Annotated in this window: 20 protein-coding genes, 1 other RNA gene and 1 pseudogene; 12 read left to right on the top strand and 10 right to left on the bottom strand. The window is 40.3% G+C overall.

Translation table 11 applies throughout. The features are described from left to right. The first annotated feature begins 657 nt into the window (after nt 1-657). The gene (locus tag KDN43_RS13125) at nt 658-1,806 is read left to right on the top strand and encodes an Sb-PDE family phosphodiesterase (RefSeq protein WP_238866800.1); all 1,149 of its coding nucleotides are present in this window, start codon (nt 658-660) and stop codon (nt 1,804-1,806) included. A 113-nt stretch (nt 1,807-1,919) separates the two neighbouring features. Here KDN43_RS13125 and KDN43_RS13120 read toward each other — a convergent pair whose 3' ends face one another. The 4 genes from KDN43_RS13120 to KDN43_RS13105 form a co-directional block, all read right to left on the bottom strand. Further along, a complete protein-coding gene (locus KDN43_RS13120; RefSeq protein ID WP_238866798.1) occupies nt 1,920-3,620 on the bottom strand; it encodes a tetratricopeptide repeat protein in 1,701 nt (566 codons plus the stop codon). A gap of 140 nt (nt 3,621-3,760) precedes the next feature. Then, nucleotides 3,761-4,879: a 4-phosphoerythronate dehydrogenase PdxB gene (gene pdxB / locus KDN43_RS13115; RefSeq protein WP_238866796.1), complete on the bottom strand. Its 1,119-nt coding sequence runs from the start codon at nt 4,877-4,879 to the stop codon at nt 3,761-3,763. Continuing rightward, a complete protein-coding gene (gltA, locus tag KDN43_RS13110) occupies nt 4,876-6,345 on the bottom strand; it encodes an NADPH-dependent glutamate synthase (RefSeq protein WP_238866793.1) in 1,470 nt (489 codons plus the stop codon). Before gltA ends, pdxB begins: the two co-directional genes overlap by 4 nt. A 53-nt stretch (nt 6,346-6,398) precedes the next feature. Beyond that, nucleotides 6,399-7,184, bottom strand: a complete 786-nt coding sequence (locus KDN43_RS13105; RefSeq protein WP_238866791.1) for a sulfide/dihydroorotate dehydrogenase-like FAD/NAD-binding protein — start codon at nt 7,182-7,184, stop codon at nt 6,399-6,401. 348 nt (nt 7,185-7,532) lie between these two features. Here KDN43_RS13105 and KDN43_RS13100 point away from each other — a divergent pair, with 348 nt between their 5' ends. Genes KDN43_RS13100 through KDN43_RS13090 form a run of 3 tightly spaced genes read left to right on the top strand, consistent with a single transcriptional unit; the run spans nt 7,533 to nt 10,293 of the window. Next, entirely contained in the window at nt 7,533-8,156 is a 624-nt protein-coding gene (locus KDN43_RS13100; RefSeq protein WP_238866790.1) for a DUF4254 domain-containing protein, read from the top strand. Between the two features lie 5 nt (nt 8,157-8,161). Beyond that, nucleotides 8,162-9,175 carry a glycosyltransferase family 9 protein gene (locus KDN43_RS13095; RefSeq protein WP_238866789.1) on the top strand — a complete coding sequence of 338 codons (1,014 nt, stop codon included), beginning with the start codon at nt 8,162-8,164 and terminating at the stop codon, nt 9,173-9,175. After that, nucleotides 9,172-10,293, top strand: a complete 1,122-nt coding sequence (locus tag KDN43_RS13090) for a glycosyltransferase family 4 protein (RefSeq protein WP_238866788.1) — start codon at nt 9,172-9,174, stop codon at nt 10,291-10,293. The genes KDN43_RS13095 and KDN43_RS13090 overlap by 4 nt, the downstream gene beginning before the upstream one ends. Nucleotides 10,294-10,484: 191 nt before the next feature. Here the strand turns inward: KDN43_RS13090 and KDN43_RS13085 are convergent, their stop codons facing one another. After that, a complete protein-coding gene (locus tag KDN43_RS13085; protein ID WP_256448711.1) occupies nt 10,485-11,210 on the bottom strand; it encodes a glycosyltransferase family 2 protein in 726 nt (241 codons plus the stop codon). Nucleotides 11,211-11,466: 256 nt separating this feature from the next. On the opposite strand from KDN43_RS13085, the gene ssrA reads away from it, so the two are divergent. Further along, nucleotides 11,467-11,868: a transfer-messenger RNA gene (gene ssrA, locus KDN43_RS13080) on the top strand. A gap of 255 nt (nt 11,869-12,123) precedes the next feature. On the opposite strand, the gene KDN43_RS13075 is transcribed toward ssrA, so the two are convergent. From KDN43_RS13075 to KDN43_RS13060, 4 genes are read right to left on the bottom strand one after another with little or no spacing between them, the layout of a single operon-like run. After that, a complete protein-coding gene (locus tag KDN43_RS13075; RefSeq protein ID WP_238866786.1) occupies nt 12,124-12,585 on the bottom strand; it encodes a hypothetical protein in 462 nt (153 codons plus the stop codon). A gap of 33 nt (nt 12,586-12,618) precedes the next feature. Further along, complete coding sequence (locus KDN43_RS13070; RefSeq protein WP_238866785.1) at nt 12,619-13,035, bottom strand: hypothetical protein; 417 nt, start codon at nt 13,033-13,035, stop codon at nt 12,619-12,621. A gap of 53 nt (nt 13,036-13,088) precedes the next feature. Beyond that, a complete protein-coding gene (locus KDN43_RS13065; protein WP_238866783.1) occupies nt 13,089-13,640 on the bottom strand; it encodes an RNA polymerase sigma factor in 552 nt (183 codons plus the stop codon). A gap of 47 nt (nt 13,641-13,687) precedes the next feature. Then, entirely contained in the window at nt 13,688-14,779 is a 1,092-nt protein-coding gene (locus tag KDN43_RS13060; protein ID WP_238866781.1) for a tetratricopeptide repeat protein, read from the bottom strand. A gap of 522 nt (nt 14,780-15,301) precedes the next feature. Between KDN43_RS13060 and prmA the strand changes: the two genes are divergently transcribed. The 3 genes from prmA (at nt 15,302) to KDN43_RS13045 (ending at nt 20,877) form a co-directional block, all read left to right on the top strand. Beyond that, a complete protein-coding gene (gene prmA / locus KDN43_RS13055) occupies nt 15,302-16,138 on the top strand; it encodes a 50S ribosomal protein L11 methyltransferase (RefSeq protein WP_238866779.1) in 837 nt (278 codons plus the stop codon). A 66-nt stretch (nt 16,139-16,204) separates the two neighbouring features. Then, on the top strand, nt 16,205-17,875 hold the full coding sequence (locus KDN43_RS13050) for a putative transporter (RefSeq protein WP_238866777.1): 1,671 nt from the start codon (nt 16,205-16,207) through the stop codon (nt 17,873-17,875). A gap of 332 nt (nt 17,876-18,207) precedes the next feature. Beyond that, nucleotides 18,208-20,877: a 4-alpha-glucanotransferase gene (locus KDN43_RS13045; RefSeq protein ID WP_238866774.1), complete on the top strand. Its 2,670-nt coding sequence runs from the start codon at nt 18,208-18,210 to the stop codon at nt 20,875-20,877. 96 nt (nt 20,878-20,973) lie between these two features. Here KDN43_RS13045 and KDN43_RS13040 read toward each other — a convergent pair whose 3' ends face one another. After that, nucleotides 20,974-21,966: a class II fructose-bisphosphate aldolase gene (locus KDN43_RS13040; protein WP_238866772.1), complete on the bottom strand. Its 993-nt coding sequence runs from the start codon at nt 21,964-21,966 to the stop codon at nt 20,974-20,976. 299 nt (nt 21,967-22,265) lie between these two features. Here KDN43_RS13040 and KDN43_RS13035 point away from each other — a divergent pair, with 299 nt between their 5' ends. The 4 genes and pseudogenes from KDN43_RS13035 (at nt 22,266) to KDN43_RS13020 (ending at nt 25,852) form a co-directional block, all read left to right on the top strand. Next, nucleotides 22,266-23,423, top strand: a complete 1,158-nt coding sequence (locus KDN43_RS13035; protein WP_238866770.1) for an NAD(P) transhydrogenase subunit alpha — start codon at nt 22,266-22,268, stop codon at nt 23,421-23,423. 81 nt (nt 23,424-23,504) lie between these two features. After that, nucleotides 23,505-23,813 (top strand): NAD(P) transhydrogenase subunit alpha, encoded by a 309-nt coding sequence (locus KDN43_RS13030; RefSeq protein ID WP_238866768.1) that lies wholly within the window; start codon nt 23,505-23,507, stop codon nt 23,811-23,813. After that, nucleotides 23,810-25,276 (top strand): annotated as a pseudogene (locus KDN43_RS13025) (NAD(P)(+) transhydrogenase (Re/Si-specific) subunit beta); the annotation flags it as partial. The gene KDN43_RS13030 and the pseudogene KDN43_RS13025, both read left to right, overlap by 4 nt. A gap of 267 nt (nt 25,277-25,543) precedes the next feature. Then, the gene (locus KDN43_RS13020) at nt 25,544-25,852 is read left to right on the top strand and encodes a DUF3467 domain-containing protein (RefSeq protein WP_238866764.1); all 309 of its coding nucleotides are present in this window, start codon (nt 25,544-25,546) and stop codon (nt 25,850-25,852) included. The last annotated feature ends 11 nt before the right edge of the window (nt 25,853-25,863 follow it).

The following is a 25,863-nucleotide window of genomic DNA, read 5'->3' as shown; positions in this document are numbered from 1 at the left end:
ATTTTGAGCGGCTTCTAATTACAATACTTTAATCAACCTCAATCAGGCTGTAAAATTAATCGTTTTTTATCTGTTTGTCCCATTTTGTGAGCTTTTTATTTTTTATGAACCTTTTGTCATATCAATACTTCGGTAATACTTTTAAAATGGTCCTTATAATTCACTGAATATCAATAGAGTACGACACCTTTTGAGGGTGCGGTATAACTTATTGACTGTCAGTATTATAAATGAAGTTTTAACGAAGCATTTTCAGATGACAGAGGCACAACTTTAAATTAAATGTTTATAATTAAAATGTTCCGTATAAAACAGTGTAACAACTTTATGAATTCTAAGGAAGGTTAAGAATAATATGGTTGCAGATGATTTTTGTACCTGACTAATTTGGCAGAGATAAAATAATAAACTAATTTGGCAAAGTATAGAATAATCAACTTTTTTACGGAAAAATACTAGATGTTTATTCAAACTTGTTTTACAGAGAAATACCAACTGATTATAAGGATAATTACTAACTGTTTTTAAATATGAATCCCCGCCAGAAAGTCTTTTTTATTGCATTTGGTTTAAAATAAATATTGATATATAATGTATTATGTTTATGTTCAAGGTTTTCGGTGCTGACTTATAGATAAAAACCAACAATTTTTTATAATGACACAAAGAAACATTTTACTGATTGGATTTTTGCTGTTGTCTATGCTGATATTCGGACAACGAGGCACTGTTGAGGGAATGATGTACCTCGATGAAAATAGGCGGCCTGTGTATCGTGAAAATATTATCATACCCGAAGTGAATGGGTATGAAGTACTTAAATGTGATTTCCATATGCACTCGGTTTTTTCCGACGGACAGGTGTGGCCCACTATCCGTAACCAGGAGGCATGGGAAGAGGGTCTGGATGCATTTGCCCTGACAGATCATATAGAGTATCAGCCACATAAAGCAGATGTGAGAACTGATCACAACCGTGGGTATGAGCTTCTTAAAGATGTTGCCCCGAAAAATAACATCATCTTGGTAAATGGATCGGAAATAACCCGTAATACTCCTCCGGGCCACTTTAATGCAATTTATGTTAAGGATTCATCACCCTTTATAGAGGATAGAAGCAATGAGCATAACAAGGCTGCTGTGATGAAAGCGGCAGAGCAGGATGCTTTTATCTTCTGGAACCATCCCGGTTGGCAGCCAGGCATAGAAGGATCATATGAATGGCTCCCGTTAATCGAAGATCTCTATAAAAGTGGGGCATTGCACGGAATTGAGGTTATCAACGGTTTTGGGTTACATATGAAAGCACTCGATTGGTGCGTTGATAAAGGATTGACAGTGATGGGCAGTACTGATGCACACAACCTGATAGGGCATGATTATGATAAAAGCAAAGATTATGTGCACAGAACTATGACATTGGTGATGGCAAAAGAGAGAACGCCCGAGTCTATTCGTGAAGCGTTGAATTCAGGCCGTACCGTTGCCTGGGCAAGCAAAATACTGGCAGGAAAAGAGGAGAATGTGAGAAGTCTGTTCAATGCCTGTGTTAAGCTAATGCCGGGGCACTATATACAGGAAAATAAAAATGGTGAAAAAACGATATTCTACGAATTAAAAAATAACAGCGATCTTTATTTCGAACTTAAATTAACATTGGGCAATGGCACCCGGAGTATTACTCTTTACCCCCGTTCAACGCAGCTTATCTCTGCTGCAGAAGGACAGCAATCGCTCTCATATGATGTTACTTCAACTTATGTTAGAAGCGATAAACATCTGAACGTGACTTTTTCGCTGGAATAGGTTTTATTGGTATTGGCGGTTATGATCATTTCTGAATAAACGATTACAGGTTTTTGAGATAAAAAAAGTGGGCTGAACCAGCCCACTTTTTTGTAATTATTGATGAATTTGTCTTAACCGACAACCGACATAAATTCCTGGTTGGTGCGATATTTCGCAAATTCCAGATCTTTAAGTGCCTGTGAAGCTATTGTTCTGTCGCGACCGATTGCAGTCCGGAGATTAGAGATAACTTCATTGAAGTTGTTCGTTCTTGATGCGATGATAGCAAGCAGATAGGCGGTAGTTGCATCCGGGTTTTCAACAGATTCCAATGTCTGTTTTGCCTTATTGTAGTCCCTGACCAATAGCTGTGCCAGGCCTGCATTGTTGGACTTGCCGTTTCCGTAAGCACCAACAGCCTGATTGTAGTTACCCTGCAACAAATTTATCAATCCCATTGCTTCATCGAGGCCACTGGCACCGGCAGACCTGCCGAGATATTCGTTCGCTGTTGATAGGTCGTTGTCCATAATTGCAAGCAGAGCTTTGTTCATATTCACTTCTGGGGCTGACGGATTTACCTGAGCTGCACGGTCGAATGACTGTTTTGCCTTTGCATATTCTCCCCTTTTGAAGAACATTGTTCCAATATTGTTCCATCCCCTGTAATCGTTCGAAAAATTGGCTGTCACATATTGATATATCTTCTCTTTTTCTTTTTCATCGGCGGTTAATGTTGAGCCATAAAGCAACTCCTCTACCGACAACTCCTTCGGGTTGTTTTTCCATGTTGTCATAATCTCTTCATCAGACTTGCCAACTATCTCAATATTTGCTATGATGCGCGAACGACGCAGTTGCGGCAGTATAGTCTCTGCAAGCTCTTCAAACACGTAAGAGATGTTCTTTATCTCTTTTTCACGTGCTTCAGAATCGGGATACATCTCCAGTACGCGCAGTATAAGTTCTTTATCCTGCAGGTTCGATGCAGATACCAACTTGCGGAATCCTTCCCAGTCCTGTGCGGTATAGTGTGCATATACATCAGTATCGATATCTCTTTTGTTCAACTCTTTTTCAAGATACTCCGATGTGTTTTTTTCACGTTGTGCTGCCAGTCTTTCGTTTAAAGAAAATCCGCCGTCAGGTGATGCGTAGGCCGAAACTTCTACATTCACATTTTGCCTGGGATCTTTGAAAGCCTGTTCCACCCGTTGTTTCCAATCAGCCATATCGCGTTTGTTAAGTTCGCCCTGTCTAAGGTTTGCCTGTTGAATCACAAACATGATACTGGCTTCCTGAGCTTCCTTAATGATGCGCTGGAACCCGTCGGGAGCTACAGAAGGAGTGGTTGTCTTGACATCAGCCAGGGCAGATGTAGCAATAACGCCATCAGCTATTTTCAGATCGGGCAATTTAGCTGGTTTGTTTTTAATTCTTCCGTCAAAGCGGAGAAATAGTTCCGATGACTGCATCTCGGGAATGTAGGAAAATGTACTGTTCATGGTGAAGTTACCACCCTGGTTTTGAGGGATTGTTACCCTGTTGCCTGAAATGTTTTCTCCTTGATAACTGTATGGTGTACCGGTTATCTCACCATTTCCGTACTTAAGAACAGGAGTAATGGTTACTGTTGCATTCTTGTTAAACCATTTTTCAGGGAATGTCCCGTTGATGGTTACCGGAATCTGATTTCCCACTGTCTCGAGAGGAGAGGGGGTAACATTAAAATTGTTTTGCGAGAGTGGCTTGAGCTTGCTGCTGCAGGATATGGCAAAAAGTGCCACTGAAAGCAGAAGCAGAAGCGACAAATAACTAGATTTTTTTTGCATGATGTAAGTATTTAATAAATTAAGCTTCCTTCCTTTTTTATTTCAATAGCGAATTTACTTTTTATTTGTTAATAAAAAAAATAAGTATATCTATTTTTTGTTAGTTACCTTTTGATTATTGGATTGATTTTGATCTTCTATTACGGCATATTTGTATGTTTAAAACCCATTTTCAACAATATTTCAGACACAGTAGGTGCTGCGTTCACAAAATTATAAGCATTGTACTCTCTTCGTAAAGGGTAGCTCGATCTGAAGTGGTAGAATTTCCCGGGTTCGGTTTTTAATGCTGCTGTTTCGTTCATAGGGTTGTATGTGTGCCATACAGCGTGTGCTAGTTGATTTTCGGGTGCAATTCCTTGCAGGTTGATAACTGGTTTAGCAGGATAGGGAATCTTCTGATAGTCAGGCTCTATTCCAAGATTGAAGAAGCTGTTCAGATTTTCAAGGCTCATCCTTGTTGCTGTCCACTTGCCGTCGGCGCTGTAGCCTGCGATATGGGGCGTGGCAATATCTGCCATCTGCAGGAGATCTTTATTAATATCGGGCTCATTTTCCCAGCAATCGATTACTACACCTGAAATATTTCCTTGAGAAAGAGCTTTTTTCAACGCGATGTTGTCTGTGACACCTCCACGTGCAGCGTTTATTATAAATGGCTTTTTGGCTACCGTTTCAAAGAAGCGCTCATCAGCAAGATGAAAAGTTTTATATTTGCCTGATTTGGTCAAAGGGGTATGAAAGGTGATTATATCAGACTCCTGTCTGATAGTTGCGATATCCACAAAAAGGCCTCTGCCTTCACGCTCTTCCCTTGGAGGATCGTTCAGCAATACATTCATACCTAGTTTCCGGCAGGCTGACTCTATTTTGCTCCCTACATTTCCAACACCCACAATGCCGATGGTTTTTTCTTTAAGTTCGAATTGATACTTGCCGGCCAGATACAGAAGTGATGCTGTTAAATATTGTTCTACTGAATTGGCATTGCAGCCGGGAGCTGTTCGCCACGCAATTCCGTGTGTATCGCACCATACTGTATCGATATGATCGAAGCCGATGGTAGCAGAACAGATAAGTTTTACGTTAGTGCCTGAAAGTATCTTTTCTCCGAAATGAGTTACAGTTCTTACAATAAGTGCGTCTTTGTCTTTGATGGCCTCCCGGGTGAATTGATTTCCAGGCAGGTATTCCACCTCGCCGAACTGTTCGGCAACTTCCTTTAGAAAAGGGATATGTGCATCAGCCATTATTTTCATAACTGGCTTTTTAAATATTTATCCATTCCGGTGGCTGCCTTTCTGCCATCGCCCATTGCAAGAATAACTGTGGCTCCGCCGCGGACTATATCACCGCCTGCAAAGATCATCTCATCGGCAGTCTGCAAGGTTGTTTCGTTTACTATTATGGTACCCCGGGAAGTAATCTCTATACCCGAGAAGTACTGTGGAATAAGCGGATTTGGAGAAACACCCACGCTCACAATTACCTCGTCAACCTCTTGCCATACAGTATCACCTTCAATTGATATGGGGCGGCGACGGCCCGACTGATCGGGTTCGCCCAGCTTCATCCGTTGCAGCAGCATGCGCTGAACACGCCCGCGTTCATCACCTTCGTAGCGAAGAGGATTGTGCAATGTATAGAACTCTACGCCTTCTTCTTTTGCGTGTTTTATCTCTTCCACCCTTGCCGGCATCTCCTCTTCAGAACGGCGGTAGATAATCATTGCTCTCTCGGCACCCAGGCGCCGTGCAGTGCGTACGGCGTCCATAGCGGTATTGCCGCCGCCTATAACGGCTACCTTCTTTCCGTGATAGACAGGTGTGTCGCTATCGGGGTCTGCTGCCTGCATGAGATTCACCCGGGTTAAGTATTCGTTACACGACATTACACCAATAAGGTTCTCACCGGGAATATTCATAAAGTTGGGCAATCCGGCACCACTTCCCACGAAAATGCCTTTAAACCCTTCCTGCTTGAGATCTTTCTGAGAGATAGTTTTGCCAACTATACAGTTTGTCTCAAACTTTACTCCCATCTTTTTAAGCCCGTCAATCTCAATGTCCACAATATTGTTTGGCAGTCGGAATTCGGGGATTCCGTAGCGCAGAACGCCTCCCAGCTCATGGAGCGCCTCAAAGACAGTAACGTCGTACCCCAGTTTAACCATATCACCGGCAAAAGCCAGCCCGGCAGGGCCGGAGCCCACGACCGCTATTCTTATACCGTTGGCTGGAGCTGTTTCCGGTATCGATATATTTCCGCTAATACGTTCGTAGTCGGCTGCAAACCTCTCAAGATGACCAATGGCTACCGGCTCTTTTTTCAGCTTCAGATTGTAGAAACATCTGCTTTCGCACTGCCGTTCCTGAGGGCATACACGTCCGCAAACTGCTGGAAGCGCACTGGTCTCCTTTAGCACTTTGGCCGCTTCCAGAAATTCACCACGCTCAATATTTTTAATGAATTTGGGAATATTTATCTCAACGGGACATCCGGTTATACAGGTGGGATCAATACAATCAAGACAACGATGAGCTTCGTTAACAGCCATCACTTTGGTCAGTCCCAAGTTTACCTCATCGTAGGTGCGACTGCGTAACACCGGATCCACTTCAGGCATCTTCACACGAGGAATGTCAGTACGGCCTTTGTTCTTCATAGACTTACGCAAAGTCTCACGCCACTCTTGCGACCGCTCATTTTTTAAATAGTCATTCATATTTTTTATTGCTCACTTTTCAAGATTCAAAAAGACAGATGCAAGTGTTTGAGTTATTTGTCGTAGGCTCTTAATCTCATAAGCATCTCGTCGAAGTCTACCTGATGTGCATCGAACTCGGGACCATCGACACAAACAAATTTTGTATGCCCACCAACAGTTACACGGCATGCACCGCACATTCCGGTGCCATCCACCATAATTGTGTTGAGTGATGCCACGGTGGGTATATTGTATTTTTTTGTCAGTTCCGACACAAACTTCATCATGATGGCGGGACCGATGGTTACGCACAGGTCCACCTTCTCTCGTTTTATTACTTTCTCCACTCCGGCGGTAATCAGTCCCTTCTCCCCATAAGAACCATCGTCGGTCATAATTACCACTTCATCGGAATGCTCATGAACCTGTTCTTCAAGGATAATCAACTCCCTGGTACGGGCTCCCAGTACGGAAACGACTCTGTTCCCTGCTTTTTTCATAGCTTCAATTATGGGAAGCATTGGAGCTACTCCAACACCTCCACCAGCACAGACTACCGTGCCGAAGTTCTCGATGTGAGTAGCTTTCCCTAACGGTCCCACCATGTCGGTGATGTAATCACCTGACTCTAGTAGACAAAGCTTTTCGGACGATTTGCCTACTCTTTGTACTACAAGAGTAATAGTGCCTTTTTTAGGGTCGGCCGAGGCAATGGTATAAGGAACGCGTTCCCCTTTTTTACCTACACGTACAATTACAAAGTGGCCTGGTTTACGGCTTTTCGCAATCAGCGGAGCCTCAACCTCAAATCGAACTACTCTGTCGGAGAGGTTATCTTTTGCTACAATTTTATTCATTATTTATGAGGAATCCTTATAAAGTGTACAATCATTTGCAAAAATACTACTTTTTTATCATCTAAAGTAATTATTAAACAGTTAAAACATCCTCCCTGCTTCATAAGATAAAAATATTGTATAACTTTGTCAGTGGAAAAAGTCACCTTATTGTGATTCTGAATGTAATTAATTATTAGAATTTGAAACTAATTCCATTACATGTTGTAATACCTGTTAAGAATTCTCTCGAATCGACACCACATATTTCAAACAGCATAAAGGAAATTAAATAATCGTATGAAATTGCAAAAAAGATATTTTTTATAAAAAGGGTAGTTATCTTTGCGAATACTAAATTTAAAGACAATGAAGAGAAATTTTTGCAACAACGCTAATCTTATTTTTGATCGAGCCACTGAGGATTATCATATTAAAAATGATGTAACTTCAGTTATGAACAATCCATTTCAACCTGAAACAATAGATAATTATCTATATGAAAAGAATTGGATTGATGTAGTTCAATGGCATCTTGAGGATATAATTAGGGATCCGGAGATAGACCCGGTTAAGGCGTTGGAGATAAAGAGATGGATTGATCGTTCTAATCAGGAGCGAACAGATTTAGTTGAGAAGATTGATACATATTTTTATCATTTATACAACGGCGTAAAAACGTTGCCTAATGCTTCAATAAACACTGAGAGTCCTGCTTGGGCAATAGACCGCCTATCTATTCTGGCGGTGAAGATTTACCATATGCGCGAACAGACTCTTCGTATCGATACTGATCCTGATCACCTGGACAGTTGTCGCGGCAAACTTGATGTATTGTTGGAACAACGGGTTGATCTCTCTTCAGCAATCGATAACCTTCTTGATGAGATTAAACAAGGAAAAAAATATATGAAGGTTTACAGGCAGATGAAAATGTACAATGATCCTTCGCTTAATCCTGTACTATATGCTAAAAATGTCAAAAAGCTTTAAAGTTTATGGCAAATATTTTGATTATCCGTTTTTCGGCCTTCGGAGATGTAACAATGCTTGTTCCCGAAGCATATTCGGTAGCACGAAGTTATCCGGGTGATCACTTTTTTGTGCTTACAAATAAGCGCTTCGAACCCCTTTTCAAAGGATTATTAAGTAATTTGGAGCCAATAGGAATTGATTTAAATGACTACAAAGGGGTTTTTGGAATTTTCAGGCTCGCCAAGGATCTCGTGAAATTAAATATTGACAAGGTAGCAGATGTGCACGATGTGATACGAAGCAAATTGTTGCGTGTAATCTTTATTCTCAGAAATATAAAAGTGAAACATATAGATAAGGGAAGAGGCGAAAAAAAAGCTATTCTCTCACGCAAGAGCCCGATTCATCCTCTGAAACATACTACAGAGAGATATCATGATGTCTTTTCTAAGTTGGGATATCCTGCAGAGATGCAATTTGAGTCTTTTTTCAGCCACAGGCCAAGTCAAGTCTCTTTACCGGATTCTTTTCCCTTTAATACTGCTTTAAAAAATATAGGCATTGCCCCTTTTGCGAAACACAACACAAAAATGTATCCACTTGATCAGATGGAGCAGCTTATTAGCAGACTGTCAGCACTGGATAATATTAACATTTACCTGTTCGGAAATGAGCAGGAAATGGAGTTGCTATCGGGATGGCATGAGAAGTACAACACAATTTCAGTTACAGAAATTCTGACACTCGAACAGGAGCTATATCTGATGTCGAGGCTAAACGTATTAATTTCCATGGATTCGGCAAACATGCATCTGGCATCACTCGTGCGCATCCCGGTGATTTCAGTCTGGGGGGCAACTCACCCTTGTTTTGGCTTTTACGGATTTAAGCAATCTCCTGGAAATGCCGTGCAGATAGATCTGGAGTGCCGTCCTTGTTCGGTTTATGGGAACAAAACATGTGCCAGGGGAGATTTGGCATGTCTTAAAAGTATAAGCTCCAACTTGATATATTCTAAAATTATGAGAATAATATGAGAATAGGGTTTGATGCTAAGCGATTCTTCCACAACACACGCGGTCTTGGTAATTACAGTCGCGATACCCTGAGGCTGCTGACGGAAAATTTTCCGAAAAATGAATATTTGCTCTTTAATCCGAAAGAGAGTCATAAATTTGCGGTTTCTATGCTGAAAAATGTCAGAGAATTGCGGCCTGAATCTCTTATAGGGAAAACAATTCCCTCTTTTTGGCGCAGTATGGAAATTTGCAGTGACATAAAAAAATATAAAATTGATATTTTTCACGGCCTGAGCCAAGAGCTGCCTATAGGTATTAAACGTACCGGTGCAAGATCGGTTGTTACTTTCCATGATGCCATTTTTATTCGATATCCTGAGCTTTATCCTTACTACTATCGGAAAATATTTGAACAAAAAAATAAATACTCTTGTCGTAATGCTGACAGGATTATTGCCATTAGTGAGCAAAGCAAGCGTGACGCTATTGATTTTTTTGGAGCAGATGAAAAGAAAATATCTGTAGTTTATCAAGGTTGTAACTCAATCTTTTGGAATTCAGTTGATAATGACAAGAAACAGGCAGTTCGTAAAGCTTATCGGTTGACAAACACTTTTTTGTTGTATGTGGGAGCTATAGAAAAACGTAAAAATGCGAGGCTCATTATTGAAGCACTCCATCGCAAGTCGCTGGAAATACCACTTCTGATTGTGGGAAAACCTAGCAACTATATGGATGAACTAAAGAAAATAATCAGTGATTATAAAATGGAACAACAGGTAATATTCCGTCATAATGTTGATACAGCTGACTTACCTGCAATATATAGTGCTTCCGCAGCTTTTATTTACCCTTCTCTTTTTGAGGGATTTGGTATTCCGGTATTGGAGGCTTTAGCGACTGGAACCGCGGTTATCACCTCGCGTGGAAGTTGTTTTGAGGAGACCGGCGGAGACGCAGCCATCTACGTGGATCCTTTGGATGCCGATGAACTGGGAGAAGCAATTGAGCGTGTCCTTACGGACAATATCGTTCGTAACCGGATGATTGCAAAAGGAAAAGAACATGCTGAAAAATTCAGGGATGATAGAATTGCATCATCTTTAATGGAGGTCTATGATTTACTTAAACATTAACAAAACTATTTCAAGTTAGCTGATCTCTATTTTATTAAACTTTCTAATGTATTACAGTTGCATCTGAACCTATTAGTGAAGTTATTTTTTTAACTTTGTTCAGCTCGTTTTGCTATTGCCTATAACAAACAAGCTTGTTTTATGCTAATATGGCTATTTACTCATTTATTGCAAGCAAACATGAAGGGGGGCTAATGTTTTTTTATTCTTAGCTGATTCCAGTATTTTACGAAAAAAAGTCGTGGAAGCAATTTTAATTTGGTTTTAAAATCGTCTAGTTCCATCACTATAGCTATATTCTCTGATAATCCATTTACACGTTGAGTCTGTGATAGTCCCGATTTATCGTAAACAACAATGGGGATATCAATCTTTTTGAAGATAACTTTGTCCAAAATCAATTTTTTATAGAATTTAAAGTCAGACGACAGTCGGTACTTTTCATCAAACGGATATTTTTTAAGTTGTGAGGTACGGGTAAAAACAGCCTGATGGCAAAACGGCATCCGGTGAATGTTTTTGATTTCGGAGGGTGCCTCTTTTAAAATATGAGAGCCGTCTCTTTCCGTCAAAATATTACCATAAAAAACATCTGCAGGCATTTTTAGGAAACCGCTTACATATTCAAGGACATTGGCATTAGCGAAAATATCTCCTGCATTCATAAAAATGACCCACTCTCCCGATGCTTTATTTACAGCTTTGTTCATAGCATGATAAATGCCATCGTCTTTCTCAGAAACAAGAATATCTATTGAATCACGATATTTCTCTATAATTTCTAATGTACTATCGGAAGATGATCCATCTATTACAATGTACTCTTTATCTGAAAAATTTTGATCTATCACGCTCTGAATGGTTTTTTCTATCATCTTCTGAGCATTAAAACAAACAGTAACAACGGATATAAGCATTTTTGAATCCTAAAAAATCTTTTAATTAATCTTATAAATTATTCTGCCGGTAAAAGTATAACAAATCTTTTTAATGGAAATGTATTTAACTGAAAAATATTTCTACGGAATAAATCTGTTGCAGGAATTAAACTATTTGATTAATTTTGTGTCTCAGTTACTGGCCGGGTTTCAAAGATCAACATAAAACCATAGTTGCAAAACAGCAAGTGAACTGTTATTAAGCTACTGGTATTTATGTGTTATAATATTTAATGGGGTTGACCGGTTTTGACAGCGGGTAGAAGAGGTTTGTAAGCATGCAGTGCGTTGTCGGTTTGCACTTTAATCTCAAACGTCAAACAATTAACTGGCAATAATAATTACGCTCTTGCTGCGTAACCGAAGTACAGTAGGTTAATCGCTTAATTCTGCCACAAGGTGGCGGAACAAGACATCACCCGGAAGCTGTGGCTTCGAAGCGTTCCGATCAGGTGGTGCAGGCAAATCGGAGATAGGATTGGAGAGGCTTCGGCTCCTTTCCGAAAAATTAGAAGATAAGGATTGAGTATGATGGCTTCAGTCGCGCTCTTTCCTGACAAATAAAATGAAGATAAGCATGTAGAAAGCAGATTGCTTCCTCGTTTGGACGAGGGTTCGAATCCCTCCAACTCCACATGGTTTGGTAAGTCGCACATAATCAACGTGCTGGAGTAGTTTAATTGTCTATGAATTGTCTGTCAGACATTTATAGACAATTATTTTTTAACGGTTGCAGGAAATGGTATTCGTAGAACAGCTCGATACAAAGAACTGGTTGATACCGGTGGTTTGAGATACTGTAAAATAAAATGGGAGGAAAACCTGTTTTGTTTTTCTCCTATCCAATTTCATGATTTGGTGTCGTGAAGCTCTCTTATTAATTCATCTTCATCTATTTATTTCCCCGGCTTCCCTGTCCGCTTCTGAAGTTAGTCACCTCTTTCTGGATAAAGCTTCTCTCGGCTTGCTGAGCTCTATATAGCTTCTCGGGAGAAAGCACCTTTTCGAATTTTGCAGAATACTCTTTGTCAAGTGCTGCTTCTCTGAGCTTTACATCCACATCGTCATCCAGCATCTTTCTGTATTCTTCCTCTGAGATGTTGTTGTTATCCTTAATACGATCAATTTTATCTCTGTGGCGCTTATGCAGATCGAACTTCTTTTGTGTCAACTCATTGTTCAGAGGGAAATATTTATTTGCCTCTTCCTGAGTTAGTCCGGCTTCCTTCTTTATATATTCCATTTTTCTCTTTTCGTAATCAGCCATGTTCATTTTTCTGTTCTGGGCAGATATTGTAAAGGAGAATACCGGAAGCATCAGCACCGAAAAAAGCAATACAATACTTTTTCTCATAACAAAAATCCTTTAAAAGATGTATGATAATTATTAGTTTAAATAATATTGTTTGTACATGTAATCGAAGTAGCCGTCATTTATCATTTGTTCTTCCAGATACTGATAGAATTCCTCTTCGGTTATCTGAACAGTTGACCAATAATTATCAACTTGAGGCGATCCGGTGAGTGTTTGTTCCGGAACATTCTGATAGTCTGCAATATTGCTACTCTTATTTTTTTCTTTAATCAAAAAATTTATGACAACATACATACCCACGAACATGGCAGCCATATAAACCCAGGGTTTTACCCTATCCCACATGGTAATAACCTGTGGTTTTATAATCTCCCTCTCCGGCAGGCGATTTATTATTTCTTCATTAAATTGTGCGAAATAATTTTCGGGTACTTTAAAAGGAGTTTTAGTTTTATCTATTTCTTTTAATTTGTTAAATTTGGTTTCCATACCTTTTATTTTTTCGCTGTACTGATAAATAGACTTAACGATAGGTAAAAGGTTTAATGTGTTTTGTCCAAAAATTTTTCAATTTTCTTTACAGCATGATGGTAAGATGCTTTCAGGGCGCCAACTGAAGTACCAAGTATGTCGGACATATCTTCATATTTCATCTCGTCAAAGTATTTCATCTGAAAAACAAGTCGTTGCTTTTCGGGAAGGGTAAGGATGGCTTTCTGCAGGAGTAATTGTGCTTTATCACCGTCAAAATATTCGTCTCCTTCTATCGTGTTTAGCAGAAAAGAGTCATCATCGTCAATGGAAACGTTATTCTGGCTTCTCTTTTTGTTCAGAAAGGTGATGCTTTCGTTAATAGCAATACGATATAACCAGGTACTAACCTTGGCCTCACCCCTGAAATGATCAAGATTTGTCCAGGCTTTTATGAACACATCCTGAAGGATATCGTTGGCATCATCGTGAGACAAAACCATTTTTCGTATCTGCCAGTAAAGCCTTTCGCTGTATTCAGACACAATACCGGCAAACGCTTTACGAGCTGTGCGCGGGTTGCGCAACTCTTCCAGTAGCCGTTCCTCGTTATTTATTTCCATATTTGCGGAATTCAATCTAAAGATAAAAATTTTTTGTAATATTTATCTCAGATGTTATCACCTTTTTCGAACCATGTAATAAAATTCTGTGCGATATCGGTATTTTGTTGCCACCATTCATATGAATCGTGGTAGTACGAAACGCTGATATAGCGGCAGAATGTGTCATAATAATCAGATTGAAATATATGTGAGAAAAAGGGAATGTAAAACGTCCATAATACTCCCTCTTTAGAACTATTATTATCTCTCTTGCTTTCTTTATCAATGACCTGCATAATCTCTTTGTTGACAGTCTTGAAAAGTGTAAATTCACTTTCTTCTTCAGGTGTATTTTTCAATGAATCAAGAGCAGTGATGATGGCATGGTAAACAAAATTTCGGTTTAATCCTTCCTCTATGCTAAGTGGAGGAATTTCTCCATGACTCGACGATTTGGTTGTTTTACGAATCAACTGCTGTTGAATAAAAGATCTTTCCAAGGGCTCTTCAGTAATTTTTATTCGCATGGTGCGCAACATCTCCTCGAACGCGTTTTTAGAACGCTTGCTGTCTGGTTCCAGCAGAAGAAACATCTGGAACGAGAGTATGCTCTGGACCCATAATCCTTTGTCGTTCAAAGCATATGCGTTAAGAAGGAAGGCGTCGCTGTGCGATTTATCCAGGTCGATTGATTTTTTTATATGTCCGATTGCATTTTCAATATCTCCTTTTTTGTAATGGTTAACAGCCAAATTGAAATGAAGTAGATATTCATCACCGTTTTTTATTAATCCTTCTTCAAGGAGATTGATGGCATCTTCCAGCCGGTTCATTCCTGCCAGTGCTTCACTTTTTACAGCGTAAGCACCGGTTGAAAGCTCTTTATTCTTTGAATTAATTACTACAGTACTGAATTTCGATGCATTTTGATAATCATTAAGTGCCAGATATGACAATGACAGTTCATAGGTTGCATGAATATCTTTTGGATCAATTTCAAGAGCTTTTCTGTATTTCCCGATAGCGCTCTTATATTCACCCGCATCGTGCAGTTCCACACCTTCCTGAATGAGCTTTTGTACGTTGGCACTCTGCCCATATAATAGGATTGAGAAAGTGCCCACTAAAAAAGTGATTGTAAATAAGGTTCTCATCATCGTAAAAATTCATTTGGGTTGATAAAAGTAAGACAAAAAAAGTAATTCCGGATTTATATTTATAGAAATGGTGTAAATTGTAACACTTATAAACAAATTTTATGTACAAGTATCGGGTTTTTTACTTTTTTTGGTGACAGTAACTTTTCCATGTAGCTCCGTTTTTATATAAGACATAAGGAAAAGTTGTTTAATTTTGTAGTCTCATTTTTATGGCTGAAAAACTGCTTTTGAGACGAGAAGTACAGATTAGATTTTTGCATTCAGCAGAAGAACTTGCTCCTAAAGCCCAAAATATCAAATAGTTTATAAATGATAATACTTAGGTAAATGTTTATTTCGACACCAGACAATACTGGATAAAGATTACTGATTTTCGGCAAAACCAATTCTGCCGGCAATTATTTATATATGGCAAATCGAGACATTTGCTTGGCTATTAAGTTTATGAAAGTCAACAAAGTGAGCAAGATTTTTGAGTAAAAAACCAAAACGCTTTCTATTATTATAAAATAAAATATTATGCAGTATATTCAGGTACAATTTGATTGTAATCCGGCAAATGAGGTTATAACCGATGTTCTGGCAGCACTTCTGGCTGAGATTGGATTTGAGACATTTGTTCCGGCAAACAGAGGTTTGGATGCCTACTTACCGGCAACCCTGTTTTCGGAGAAAGAGATTGATGATCTTCTTTCGAAATTTCCCATGGAAGCAACAATCACCTATTCATCCCATGCAATGGAAGATAAAGACTGGAACGAAGAGTGGGAGAAAAACTATTTTCAGCCTATTGTAATCGATGAAAAGGTATGCATCCATAGCTCTTTCCACCGGCCGGAAAAGGAGTATGAATACAACATTCTTATCGATCCTAAGATGGCTTTCGGAACCGGCCATCACCAGACCACTGGTTTGATGATGAAAGAGATTCTAGCCATGAACCTGGCAGGTAAATCGGTTCTTGATATGGGATGCGGTACGGCTTTGCTGGCAATATTAGCATCGATGAAAGGGGCTGAGCGCGTTACAGCTATCGATATAGATGAGTGGGCCTATAGCAATGCTCTTGAGAATGTGCAACTGAACGGTACTGAAAACATTCGAGTGTTGCAGGGAGGTGCCGGGTTGTTAGGCTCTGAAACATATGATGTAATTTTAGCCAATATCAACAGGAATATTCTTTTAAGGGATTTTCCATTATATGTTAACGTGCTAAATGTTGGCGGACAGATTGTTATGAGCGGGTTCTTCGCAGAGGATATCCCTGCCATCCGCGCCAAAAGCGAAGAATACGGCTTAGTATATCAGCACTTTTTGGTGATGGATCAATGGGTTGCTGTTTCGTTTCGTTTTTGAATTAAATAAAATAAGTATTACCTTTGCGCAACTTTAAAAAATTGATATTATTTAGGTTATTTACAAATGGAGTGGTTAGTAGAGTTAGTTACAGGTTCTGGGATTGCGCATTCAATATTAGTTCTTGCTCTTGTTATTTCCGGAGGTTTATTACTGGGGAAAATAAAAATATTTGGTATATCGCTGGGGACAACATGGATACTTTTTCTTGGTATATTTTTAGGACATCTTGGACTGGAGGTTAACGGTGAGGTATTGCACTTTCTGAAAGAGTTTGGGCTTATCCTTTTTATCTATTCCATTGGAATGCAGGTGGGCCCCAGCTTTTTTTCTTCGTTCAAGCAGGGAGGAATGACACTGAACCTGCTGGCATCGGGTGTTGTAATACTTGGAGTTTTAACAGCATACGTTATTCATCTTGTTAATGGAATACCCATTGTAACCATGGTGGGTATCCTTTCGGGTGCTGTAACCAATACACCTGGCTTGGGTGCGGCTCAGCAAACATATACCGATATTACCGGTTCAACCGATCCTTCTATTGCCACAGCATATGCCGTGACCTATCCGCTTGGAGTAGTGGGGATAATAATGAGTATTGTATTTTTCAGATATATATTCAAAATTGATCTTCACAAAGAGAATAAAAGGCTCGATGAAAACAGCGAATCCAAAATGAATGAAGCACATATGTTCTCGCTTCAGGTTAAGAATCCCGCCATTTTCGGAAAGAATATACATGAAGTAAAAACACTTATTGACAAGGAATTTGTGATTTCCAGGGTTTTACACTCACAGACAAATGGACTGGCGGTACCGCGTACAGAAACAATATTGAATGAGGATGACAAAATTATGGTTGTTTCAAACCTTAAGAATATTGATGTTATTGAAGCTCTCATAGGAAAGCTTATAGATATGGGTAGGGAGGAGTGGAATAAGCTCGATTCACAACTTGTTTCCCGCAGAATTAACATCACCAAATCCGAGATCAACGGCCGATCAATAGGTAACCTGAAATTGAGAAATATTTTTGGAGTAAATATTACACGTGTGAATCGCGCCGGTGTCGACCTTATTGCCGATTCGAGGCTCCAGCTGCAGTTGGGTGACCGTGTAACGGTGGTAGGGGCTGAGTCAGATATTGCCAACGTTGAAAAATTTCTTGGAAACTCTCTGAAACGGCTTAGAGAACCCAATCTTATATCAATATTTCTGGGAATAGCACTGGGTGTATTAGTGGGAAGCATCCCTTTTATGTTACCCGGTATTCCTCAGCCTGTGAAACTTGGGCTTGCAGGCGGCCCGCTTATCATATCAATTCTGATAAGTAAATTCGGCCCTAAATACAAGCTTGTTACATATACCACTATGAGTGCAAATCTGATGTTACGGGAGATAGGTATTGCAATTTTCCTTGCTTGCGTGGGATTGGGTGCCGGTGAGAATTTTGTAGAAACAGTAGTTAATGGTGGCTACAAATGGATTGGCTATGGCGCTATCATCACCGTGATTCCATTATTGATAATTGGTACTATAGGAAGAAAGGTATGTAAGCTGAACTATTTTACACTTATGGGATTGATTGCAGGCAGTATGACCGATCCGCCAGCATTGTCATATTCAAATGCGACAGCCGGAAATGATGTGCCTTCAGTGAGTTATGCAACCGTATATCCACTTACGATGTTTCTCAGAGTAATTACGGCGCAACTGCTTATCCTTCTTTTTATTTAACTTAAAGCTGCCATTATTGTTCTGGCAGCTGATTATATTTGATGCGCGAATTAGTGATTGTTGTATTTCTAAATGTGAAAATGTGACGGATGGTGTTACAAAAAACATGTTTTATCGCCATCGTTTCGGGCACGCTTGGGGAGGGCAGGAAGTATTATAGTGTAGCAAGAGATATGTTTTGTCGCAATCGTTTGCACTGTTTTATGAGTAAAAGTTGCATGTAATCACTTCTTTCGTTGACTAATAGTTGTAGATTTGTTCTGAATCTAAAATAATTTAATACGCATAATACGTTAAAAAAGAAGAAAATCTTACTAAACGAAAGAAACAGAATGGTACTTCTTACTTTTCAAATTGATTATCATACCACATGGGGTCAGTCGGTATGCCTCTGTGGTTCTATTCCCGAACTGGGTAATTATAATGAAACCGATGCTGTTGTCCTTTCGAATGATGGCGACAGGTGGTATACGGAAATTAATGTATCAGAAACGGCAGAGCTTCAATACTACTATTTTATCAGGCAGGGGAACAGTACCATTCGACGTGAATGGGGAAGCAACCGAAGACTTAACGTCATTGAAAAGATTAAAGAGTATCTTGTTCAGGACCTTTGGAAAAACAGGCCATACCACACCTATTTATACTCATCGGCTTTTACAGAAAGTATATTTTTTCATGAAAAAGAGCCTCTACCCTCAGAATATTACTCTCAAACAGTTTTATTGAATGTAACATGTCCTTATGTATGCAGGGACCAGATCCTTTCCGTGAGCGGCGATTGCGAGGCATTGGGCGGATGGGACTTAAAAAAAGCCAAAACACTATCGCTCGTGAATGACGGCGAATGGCAGATAGTGCTTGATGCTGAGGAACTGCCCGAAACATGTTATTATAAGTTTGTCATTCTCGATAAAAAAAGTGGAAAAGCCATTCACTGGGAAGATGGTGGAAACCGCATTCTGTATGCAGGAAAGGCTCATAAAAACTACAGGCTCTTTGCTGAGATGGCTCTGCAATATCATCATCATCACTTTTCATATAAGGGAGTGGGTACTTCAATACCTGTTTTCTCGTTGAGAACAAACGAAAGCTTTGGAGTGGGCGATTTTACCGATCTGCACAAGATGATAGACTGGGCAGTGGCTACCCGTCAACAACTTATTCAGCTGCTTCCGGTGAATGATACTACGTCCACGGGCACATGGTGCGACTCCTATCCATACAGTGGCATATCAATTTATGCACTCCACCCAATATATTTGGGGTGCATGGAATATCCTTTAAAAGATAAGAAGAAGCTTAAAGATTACAGGGAAGAGGCGGAACATCTTAACTGCCTACCCAAGTTGGACTATGAAAAGGTGCTTAAGCTCAAGAGACGTTACAGCAGGGATCTCTTCGTGCAGGATGGTAGGGAAGTACTGTCTTCGGAAGAATACATCGTATTTTATGAAAAGAATAAAGCCTGGATCTTTCCATATGCATGCTACTGTCTGCTGCGCGATAAAAACAGTACGGCTGACTTTAGAAACTGGGGTGAATTCAGTAGTTACGATGAAGCCCGCTTGAAACGGATGCTTGAAGTTTATCCGGAAGCGAAAAATGAGACTAATTACTGGTTCTTTGTGCAGTTCCTGCTTCACAAACAATTTTCCCGGGTAAAGAAGTATGCTCACAGCAGAGGTGTAACACTCAAGGGAGACATTCCTATCGGAATAAGTAGAAACAGTATTGATGCGTGGACCAATCCCAATCTGTTTAATATGGATACGCAAAGCGGTGCACCGCCCGACGACTTTTCATTCTTTGGCCAAAACTGGGGATTTCCTACTTACAACTGGTATGCGATGGAGGAGGACGGGTATGCATGGTGGATAAGCCGATTCCAAAAAATGGCGGACTATTTTGATGCATACCGTATCGATCATATCCTGGGATTTTTCCGTATCTGGGAAATACCTCTGGATGCCGTACAAGGACTATTAGGCCACTTTAACCCGGCATTGCCCTACTGGGCTGAAGAGATTAACCGGGCAGGTATTCCTTTCGATGAAGAGAGAATGGTAAAACCGTTTATTCATGAACATTTTTTACCGGATATTTTTGATAAATATACCAAAGAAGTAAAGGAGAATTACCTGGAGGTATCGGGTTGGCAGCGTTTCAAGCTAAAGCCGTTTTGTGATTCTCAAAAAAAAATCAAACACCTATTTGATAGTAAGTCTGACAAGAAAAGCCGACTTATATGCGATGGTCTTCTATCTCTTTGTACAGAGGTCCTTTTTATTCGAGATCCACTTGATCAAAATCGTTTTCATCCGCGCATTACGGCACAATACACCTATTCGTACAAGTATCTGGATGATAATGTAAAAGAGGCTTTTAATCGCCTTTATGTCGAATTTTTTTACAACCGTCATAACTATTTTTGGAGAGAACAGGCAATGAAAAAACTGCCTGTGCTTATTTCATCTACACCGATGATGGTATGTGGAGAAGACCTGGGTATGGTGCCCGACTGTGTACCTTCGGTAATGCATGAATTGCAGATGTTGAGCTTGGAGATTGAACGAATGCCCAAAGATCAGCATGCTACTTTCACCGACCTGCAAAAGCTTCCTTATCTCTCCGTTTGTACTACATCAACACATGATATGTCGCCCCTCCGTTTATGGTGGACTGAAAACCGGGAACTAACACAACGTTATTATAATGAGGTACTGCATCGAGAGGGTACCGCACCGGCCGAATGTAATACAGCAATCTGCCTGCAGATTATTGAACATCATCTCCAATCATCGGCCATGTGGGTCATTCTTCCCTTGCAGGACTGGATGTCGATAGATGAAAGGCTTCGTAATCCCGATATTGCGGACGAAAGGATTAATGTGCCCGCCAATCCTTCGCATTACTGGCGCTACAGAATGCATATATCGCTTGATGACTTGCTCAAAGAGACCACATTCAATAAAAAAGTGGAGGCAATCTCACGGAGATAAAGGAGATAAAAATGACAGGTTTAGAGTAAACATGAAAAGAGGGTAAAAACACATTATGTTTTACCCTCTTTTTACAGTTATGCTGTATAGTGATTGTTACGCTTTTCCTGCGCTACCCAATACATTTTCAGTTTTGTGCATGTAGAGCTTTTTCAACTCTTCACGTGCCGGGCCGAGATATTTTCGTGGATCGAATTCAGCCGGTTTGGTTGCAAATACCTCACGCACGGCAGCTGTCATAGCAAGACGGCCGTCAGAGTCGATATTTATTTTACATACAGACGATTTTGCAGCTCTGCGCAATTGCTCTTCGGGTATGCCGATAGAGTCATTCAGCTTACCTCCATATTTGTTTATGGTTTCCACATACTGAGGCGGAACGGATGATGATCCGTGAAGAACGATGGGGAAGCCCGGAATTCGTTTTTCAACCTCTTCAAGAATATCGAAACGCAAAGGAGGAGGAACCAGTACACCATCTTTGTTGCGTGTGCACTGCTCGGGAGTGAACTTAAAGGCTCCGTGTGAGGTGCCGATAGAGATTGCAAGTGAGTCTACACCGGTGCGTTTTACAAAGTCTACAACTTCATCCGGTTCGGTATATGTGTGGTGTTCAGCCTGCACGTCATCTTCAATGCCGGCAAGTACACCCAATTCTCCTTCCACAGTAACATCATGCTGATGGGCAAAATCGACCACCTTTTTTGTCAATGCAACATTTTCCTCATAAGGGAGGTGAGAACCGTCTATCATTACTGATGAGAAACCGTTTTCTATACAATCTTTACAGAGTTCAAAGCTATCTCCATGGTCGAGATGTAGAACAATTGGAATTTCGTAGCCAAGTTCTTTGGCATATTGAACAGCTCCCTGAGCCATATAACGCAACAGTGTCTGGTTGGCATATTTACGTGCACCGCTTGACACTTGCAGAATCACAGGGGACTTGGTTTCAACACAAGCAGATATAATGGCCTGCAATTGTTCCATGTTGTTGAAATTAAAAGCGGGGATAGCATATCCGCCATCAATAGCTTTTTTAAAAAGCCCTCTTGAGTTTACAAGACCCAATTCTTTATAACTTACCATTGTACTAATTGTTTTTTATTTTTAAGAATTATCAAAATATTATCACAAAAATACGATTAAATCTGTAATTAGAGAAATTATAATCCGAAAGAGTGTTTAAAAATGATTATCAGGTGGTGAAAAAAACAAAATCCATCTGATTGATAATTACCAAAAACGGTTGTTAAACAAATTATTTTTGCTATTTTTGTCTTTCGATAAGTCAGCTTACAGATCATTATTCAGTTGAGGACAATATCTTTCAAGTTAACTATCACTTATTCTAATATTATTTTACTTTAACTTACAATTTAGTTATTATGATTATAGGAATACCTAAAGAGATTATGCGGGGTGAAGCCCGTGTTGCTGCAACTCCAGAAACCGTGAAAAAATTTGTTAAGGATGGGTTAACGGTCCTTGTGGAAACCGGAGCAGGAGAAAATTCCCACTATTATGATGAGCAATATGCAGGCGTAGGGGCTGAACTGATCCCCGGCCCGAAGCAACTATTTAAAAGAGCCGACCTTATTCTGAAAGTAAAAGAACCGCTGTTCAACGAAAAAGAAAACAGGCACGAAGTGGATATGATGCACCGGGGACAGTATCTCATCACCTTTATACATCCTGCCTCTCCCGGAAATCATGAGATGGTGAAAAAACTTGCCGGAGCAGGTGTGACGAGCCTTACTCTTGATGGTATTCCGCGTATATCGAGGGCACAGCATATGGATGCTCTCACCTCAATGAGCACGTGTGCCGGATATAAGGGAATGATAATGGCTGCAAATGACCTTCCCTGCTTTATGCCGCAAATGTTCACAGCTGTGGGAATGCTTAAACCTGCCAATGTACTCGTTATAGGTGCAGGGGTAGCGGGATTACAGGCTCTGGCAACTGCTAAGAGGCTGGGTGCGGTAACCTATGCCATGGATATCCGTCCCGCTGCAAATGAGCAAGCTAAGAGCCTTGGCGCCAAAGTGATTGATTCGGGTGTACCTGCTGAGAAGGCTATGGGTGAAGGGGGGTATGCTAAAAAGCTATCAGAAGAGTGGATACAGAAGGAAAGAGAGACGTTGAGTAAAGTACTATGTGAGATGGATATCATCTTTCTTAGTGCGCTGATACCCGGCAAGGTAGCTCCAATACTCATCACTGAAAATATGGTGAAAGAGATGAAGAAGGGTTCTGTAATAGTTGACATCTCAATAGACCAGGGGGGGAACTGCGAGATCACCCCTGCCGGAACAAAGGAGGTGAAACACAATGTGACCATTGGTGGCATAAAAAATATTCCCGGCTTAATTCCTGCAAGCTCCACCTGGATGTTTGCAAATAATGTTTATAATCTGGTGAATTATCTTATTAAAGAGGGTCAGATAGTGCTTGATCTTAAAGATGAGATAACAGGATCGATTCTGGTGACTCATAACCACGAGGTAGTACATGAGGGCGCACGTGAAGCTATGGGATTATAATATTCAAAAAAAGTTATATACATCAAAAATGCATTAGCGGTTAAGCAGATGCTTAATTACATTTTAAACAGTTGAAAAATTATGAATCCAATCTTTTTAGTACTGGTTTTTATTGCCGCATCAGTTGTGGGTTACCTGATTATTAAAAATGTACCCAGCCTGCTGCACACCCCTTTGATGTCAGGCATGAATGCATTGTCGGGCATCACCCTTCTTGGAGCAGTGGCTGCAGTAGGGTTGTCTCTTATAGCTGTTGACAGCGGAGGTAGGCTGTTGGGGCAATTGTTAGGCGGTATAGCCATTATTGCTGCGACGGTGAATGTGGTGGGCGGTTTTGGAGTGACTCACAGAATGCTTAAAATGTTTGATAAAAAGAAGAAAAAATTATGAGCAGTACTGTTTATATCATCATCTGTGCACTGTTGTCTGTTGCCGTTTTGTTAGGTATTTCGCTGATGAGCAGAGTTAAGACGGCTGTCGCTGGAAATCTGATTAGCGCTTTTAGCGTTTTTTTAGCTATTATAGTCACATTACTCTTCAATAATATTCTAGAGTCGTGGAGTATTTATCTTTTTATGCTGGTAGGTGTTCTCATTGGAGGTGCATTTGCCGTGAGGGTAAAAATGATACAGATGCCTCAGCTTGTTGCGTTGTTCAACGGTGTAGGGGGGCTTGCTTCTGCTCTGGTGGGCATACTCTCTCTCCTGGGTATAGGAATTATAGCTGGAGAGTATCTGGTTTTTGTTAATGTAACATCTGTACTGGCAATTATAATAGGCCTGGTTACTCTTACCGGAAGCCTGGTGGCAGCAGGCAAACTTCATAAGCTTCTGCCTCAGAAGCCAGTGATCTGGAAAAATCATTCTGCAATATTGAACTTCAGTCTGATTGTTCTGATAATGACAGCTATCTTTTCCGCTTTTTCGAAAAATATTTCCTTCGGTGTGGAGATAGCGTTGGTTGTAAGTATTATTGTAAGCTTACTTTTCGGATATGCTTTTGCCATTAGGGTTGGGGGTGCCGATATGCCCATAACCATATCTTTGCTAAACTCGTTGAGCGGTGTTGCAGGTGCCATTGCCGGTATGGCGGTCAGCGATCTCTTGCTTGTCTCAGTGGGTGGTATTGTAGGGGCTTCAGGGCTTTTGCTTACACAGATTATGTGCAGGGCAATGAACCGGAGCCTGAAAGATATTCTCACCGGCAAGACATCGGTTACTGGAAAAATAGCGGTTACAGGAAAGATCCCTGATCAGATTGGCTTATCTCATGATGTTATTACTGGTGCCGCGGTTCCTGGCAATGATGAACATGAACCCATAGAGGTGGCATCTGTGGAGGTGTCAGAAAAAACAACCGAAGAGATATTGAAATCGGCAAAATCTGTAATTATTGTACCCGGTTACGGTATGGCACTTGCTCAGGCTCAACACCTGGTACGCCAGCTTGCCGACATTCTGGAGGCTAACGGTGCCGAAGTCAAGTATGCTATTCATCCTGTAGCCGGACGTATGCCCGGTCATATGAACGTACTTCTTGCTGAAGCTGATGTTCCCTACGAAAAACTGTTTGAAATGGATGCAGTAAATGATGATTTTGTTACAACAGATGTTGCCATAGTTATTGGTGCTAATGATGTAATAAATCCTGCTGCCCGTGAAGCAAAGGATACACCCATCTTTGGCATGCCGGTACTGAATGTTGATCAGGCCAAGGAGATTTTTATCTGCAATTACGACCTCAACCCTGGGTATGCAGGTGTAGACAACCCTCTCTACAGACGAACCGAAGGTCTTCATCTGCTTTTGGGCGATGCAAAAGATTCACTTAATGAAATAATAGCCAAACTGAATTGAATTGAGAATACCCAACTAAGTATAGTAATAGGGTATAAGCATGTTTTAGGCATTCATAACGCAATTAAAGATATTCTTAGTAAATAGTGAAAGATTTATTAAGAATATCTTCTGTTTTTTTGCAGATAACAAAAATTTCTTTTTCTTTGCTGTACATATTAACTTCGCTGATAGCGTTAATATAAACGAGCAGGGGAAATTCTCGCTTGTTTTATGCCATTGCGAGAAGAGAACTAAGTTAAATGAACCTGATACGAATCAATAATGGAAAATTTAAATAAAGAAAACGAGATACAAATTGAATTGAGCGACGAGATAGCTCAGGGTGTATATTCTAACCTTGCAGTTATTGCCCACTCCTCATCTGAGTTTGTTATTGATTTTATTCGCATCGTCCCCGGTGTTCCAAAAGCAAAAGTAAAATCGAGAATTATCCTCACTCCTGAACATGCTAAACGGTTGTTGATGGCACTGAAGGATAATATTGATAAGTTTGAGCAACATAACGGTTCTATTCGTGTTCAGAACGATCTCGGGTTTTTGCCGCCTCTTGGCGGAATGGGGCATGCTTAAGCTTATCCCGG

This window comes from Proteiniphilum propionicum, from assembly GCF_022267555.1.
Classification (GTDB): domain Bacteria; phylum Bacteroidota; class Bacteroidia; order Bacteroidales; family Dysgonomonadaceae; genus Proteiniphilum; species Proteiniphilum propionicum.
This window is presented reverse-complemented; position numbering and strand designations above follow the sequence as displayed.

Excerpts from the sequence above, each read along its gene's own strand:
- prmA (WP_238866779.1), top strand. The coding sequence starts at position 15,302 with ATGCAGTATATTCAGGTACAATTTGATTGTAATCCGGCAAATGAGGTT.
- KDN43_RS13090 (WP_238866788.1), top strand. The coding sequence starts at position 9,172 with ATGAGAATAGGGTTTGATGCTAAGCGATTCTTCCACAACACACGCGGT.
- pdxB (WP_238866796.1), bottom strand. The coding sequence starts at position 4,879 with ATGAAAATAATGGCTGATGCACATATCCCTTTTCTAAAGGAAGTTGCC.
- KDN43_RS13050 (WP_238866777.1), top strand. The coding sequence starts at position 16,205 with ATGGAGTGGTTAGTAGAGTTAGTTACAGGTTCTGGGATTGCGCATTCA.
- KDN43_RS13105 (WP_238866791.1), bottom strand. The coding sequence starts at position 7,184 with ATGAATAAAATTGTAGCAAAAGATAACCTCTCCGACAGAGTAGTTCGA.
- KDN43_RS13040 (WP_238866772.1), bottom strand. The coding sequence starts at position 21,966 with ATGGTAAGTTATAAAGAATTGGGTCTTGTAAACTCAAGAGGGCTTTTT.
- KDN43_RS13120 (WP_238866798.1), bottom strand. The coding sequence starts at position 3,620 with ATGCAAAAAAAATCTAGTTATTTGTCGCTTCTGCTTCTGCTTTCAGTG.
- KDN43_RS13020 (WP_238866764.1), top strand. The coding sequence starts at position 25,544 with ATGGAAAATTTAAATAAAGAAAACGAGATACAAATTGAATTGAGCGAC.
- KDN43_RS13075 (WP_238866786.1), bottom strand. The coding sequence starts at position 12,585 with ATGAGAAAAAGTATTGTATTGCTTTTTTCGGTGCTGATGCTTCCGGTA.
- KDN43_RS13060 (WP_238866781.1), bottom strand. The coding sequence starts at position 14,779 with ATGATGAGAACCTTATTTACAATCACTTTTTTAGTGGGCACTTTCTCA.
- KDN43_RS13065 (WP_238866783.1), bottom strand. The coding sequence starts at position 13,640 with ATGGAAATAAATAACGAGGAACGGCTACTGGAAGAGTTGCGCAACCCG.
- KDN43_RS13095 (WP_238866789.1), top strand. The coding sequence starts at position 8,162 with ATGGCAAATATTTTGATTATCCGTTTTTCGGCCTTCGGAGATGTAACA.
- KDN43_RS13125 (WP_238866800.1), top strand. The coding sequence starts at position 658 with ATGACACAAAGAAACATTTTACTGATTGGATTTTTGCTGTTGTCTATG.
- KDN43_RS13030 (WP_238866768.1), top strand. The coding sequence starts at position 23,505 with ATGAATCCAATCTTTTTAGTACTGGTTTTTATTGCCGCATCAGTTGTG.
- gltA (WP_238866793.1), bottom strand. The coding sequence starts at position 6,345 with ATGAATGACTATTTAAAAAATGAGCGGTCGCAAGAGTGGCGTGAGACT.
- KDN43_RS13070 (WP_238866785.1), bottom strand. The coding sequence starts at position 13,035 with ATGGAAACCAAATTTAACAAATTAAAAGAAATAGATAAAACTAAAACT.
- KDN43_RS13085 (WP_256448711.1), bottom strand. The coding sequence starts at position 11,210 with ATGCTTATATCCGTTGTTACTGTTTGTTTTAATGCTCAGAAGATGATA.
- KDN43_RS13035 (WP_238866770.1), top strand. The coding sequence starts at position 22,266 with ATGATTATAGGAATACCTAAAGAGATTATGCGGGGTGAAGCCCGTGTT.
- KDN43_RS13100 (WP_238866790.1), top strand. The coding sequence starts at position 7,533 with ATGAAGAGAAATTTTTGCAACAACGCTAATCTTATTTTTGATCGAGCC.
- KDN43_RS13045 (WP_238866774.1), top strand. The coding sequence starts at position 18,208 with ATGGTACTTCTTACTTTTCAAATTGATTATCATACCACATGGGGTCAG.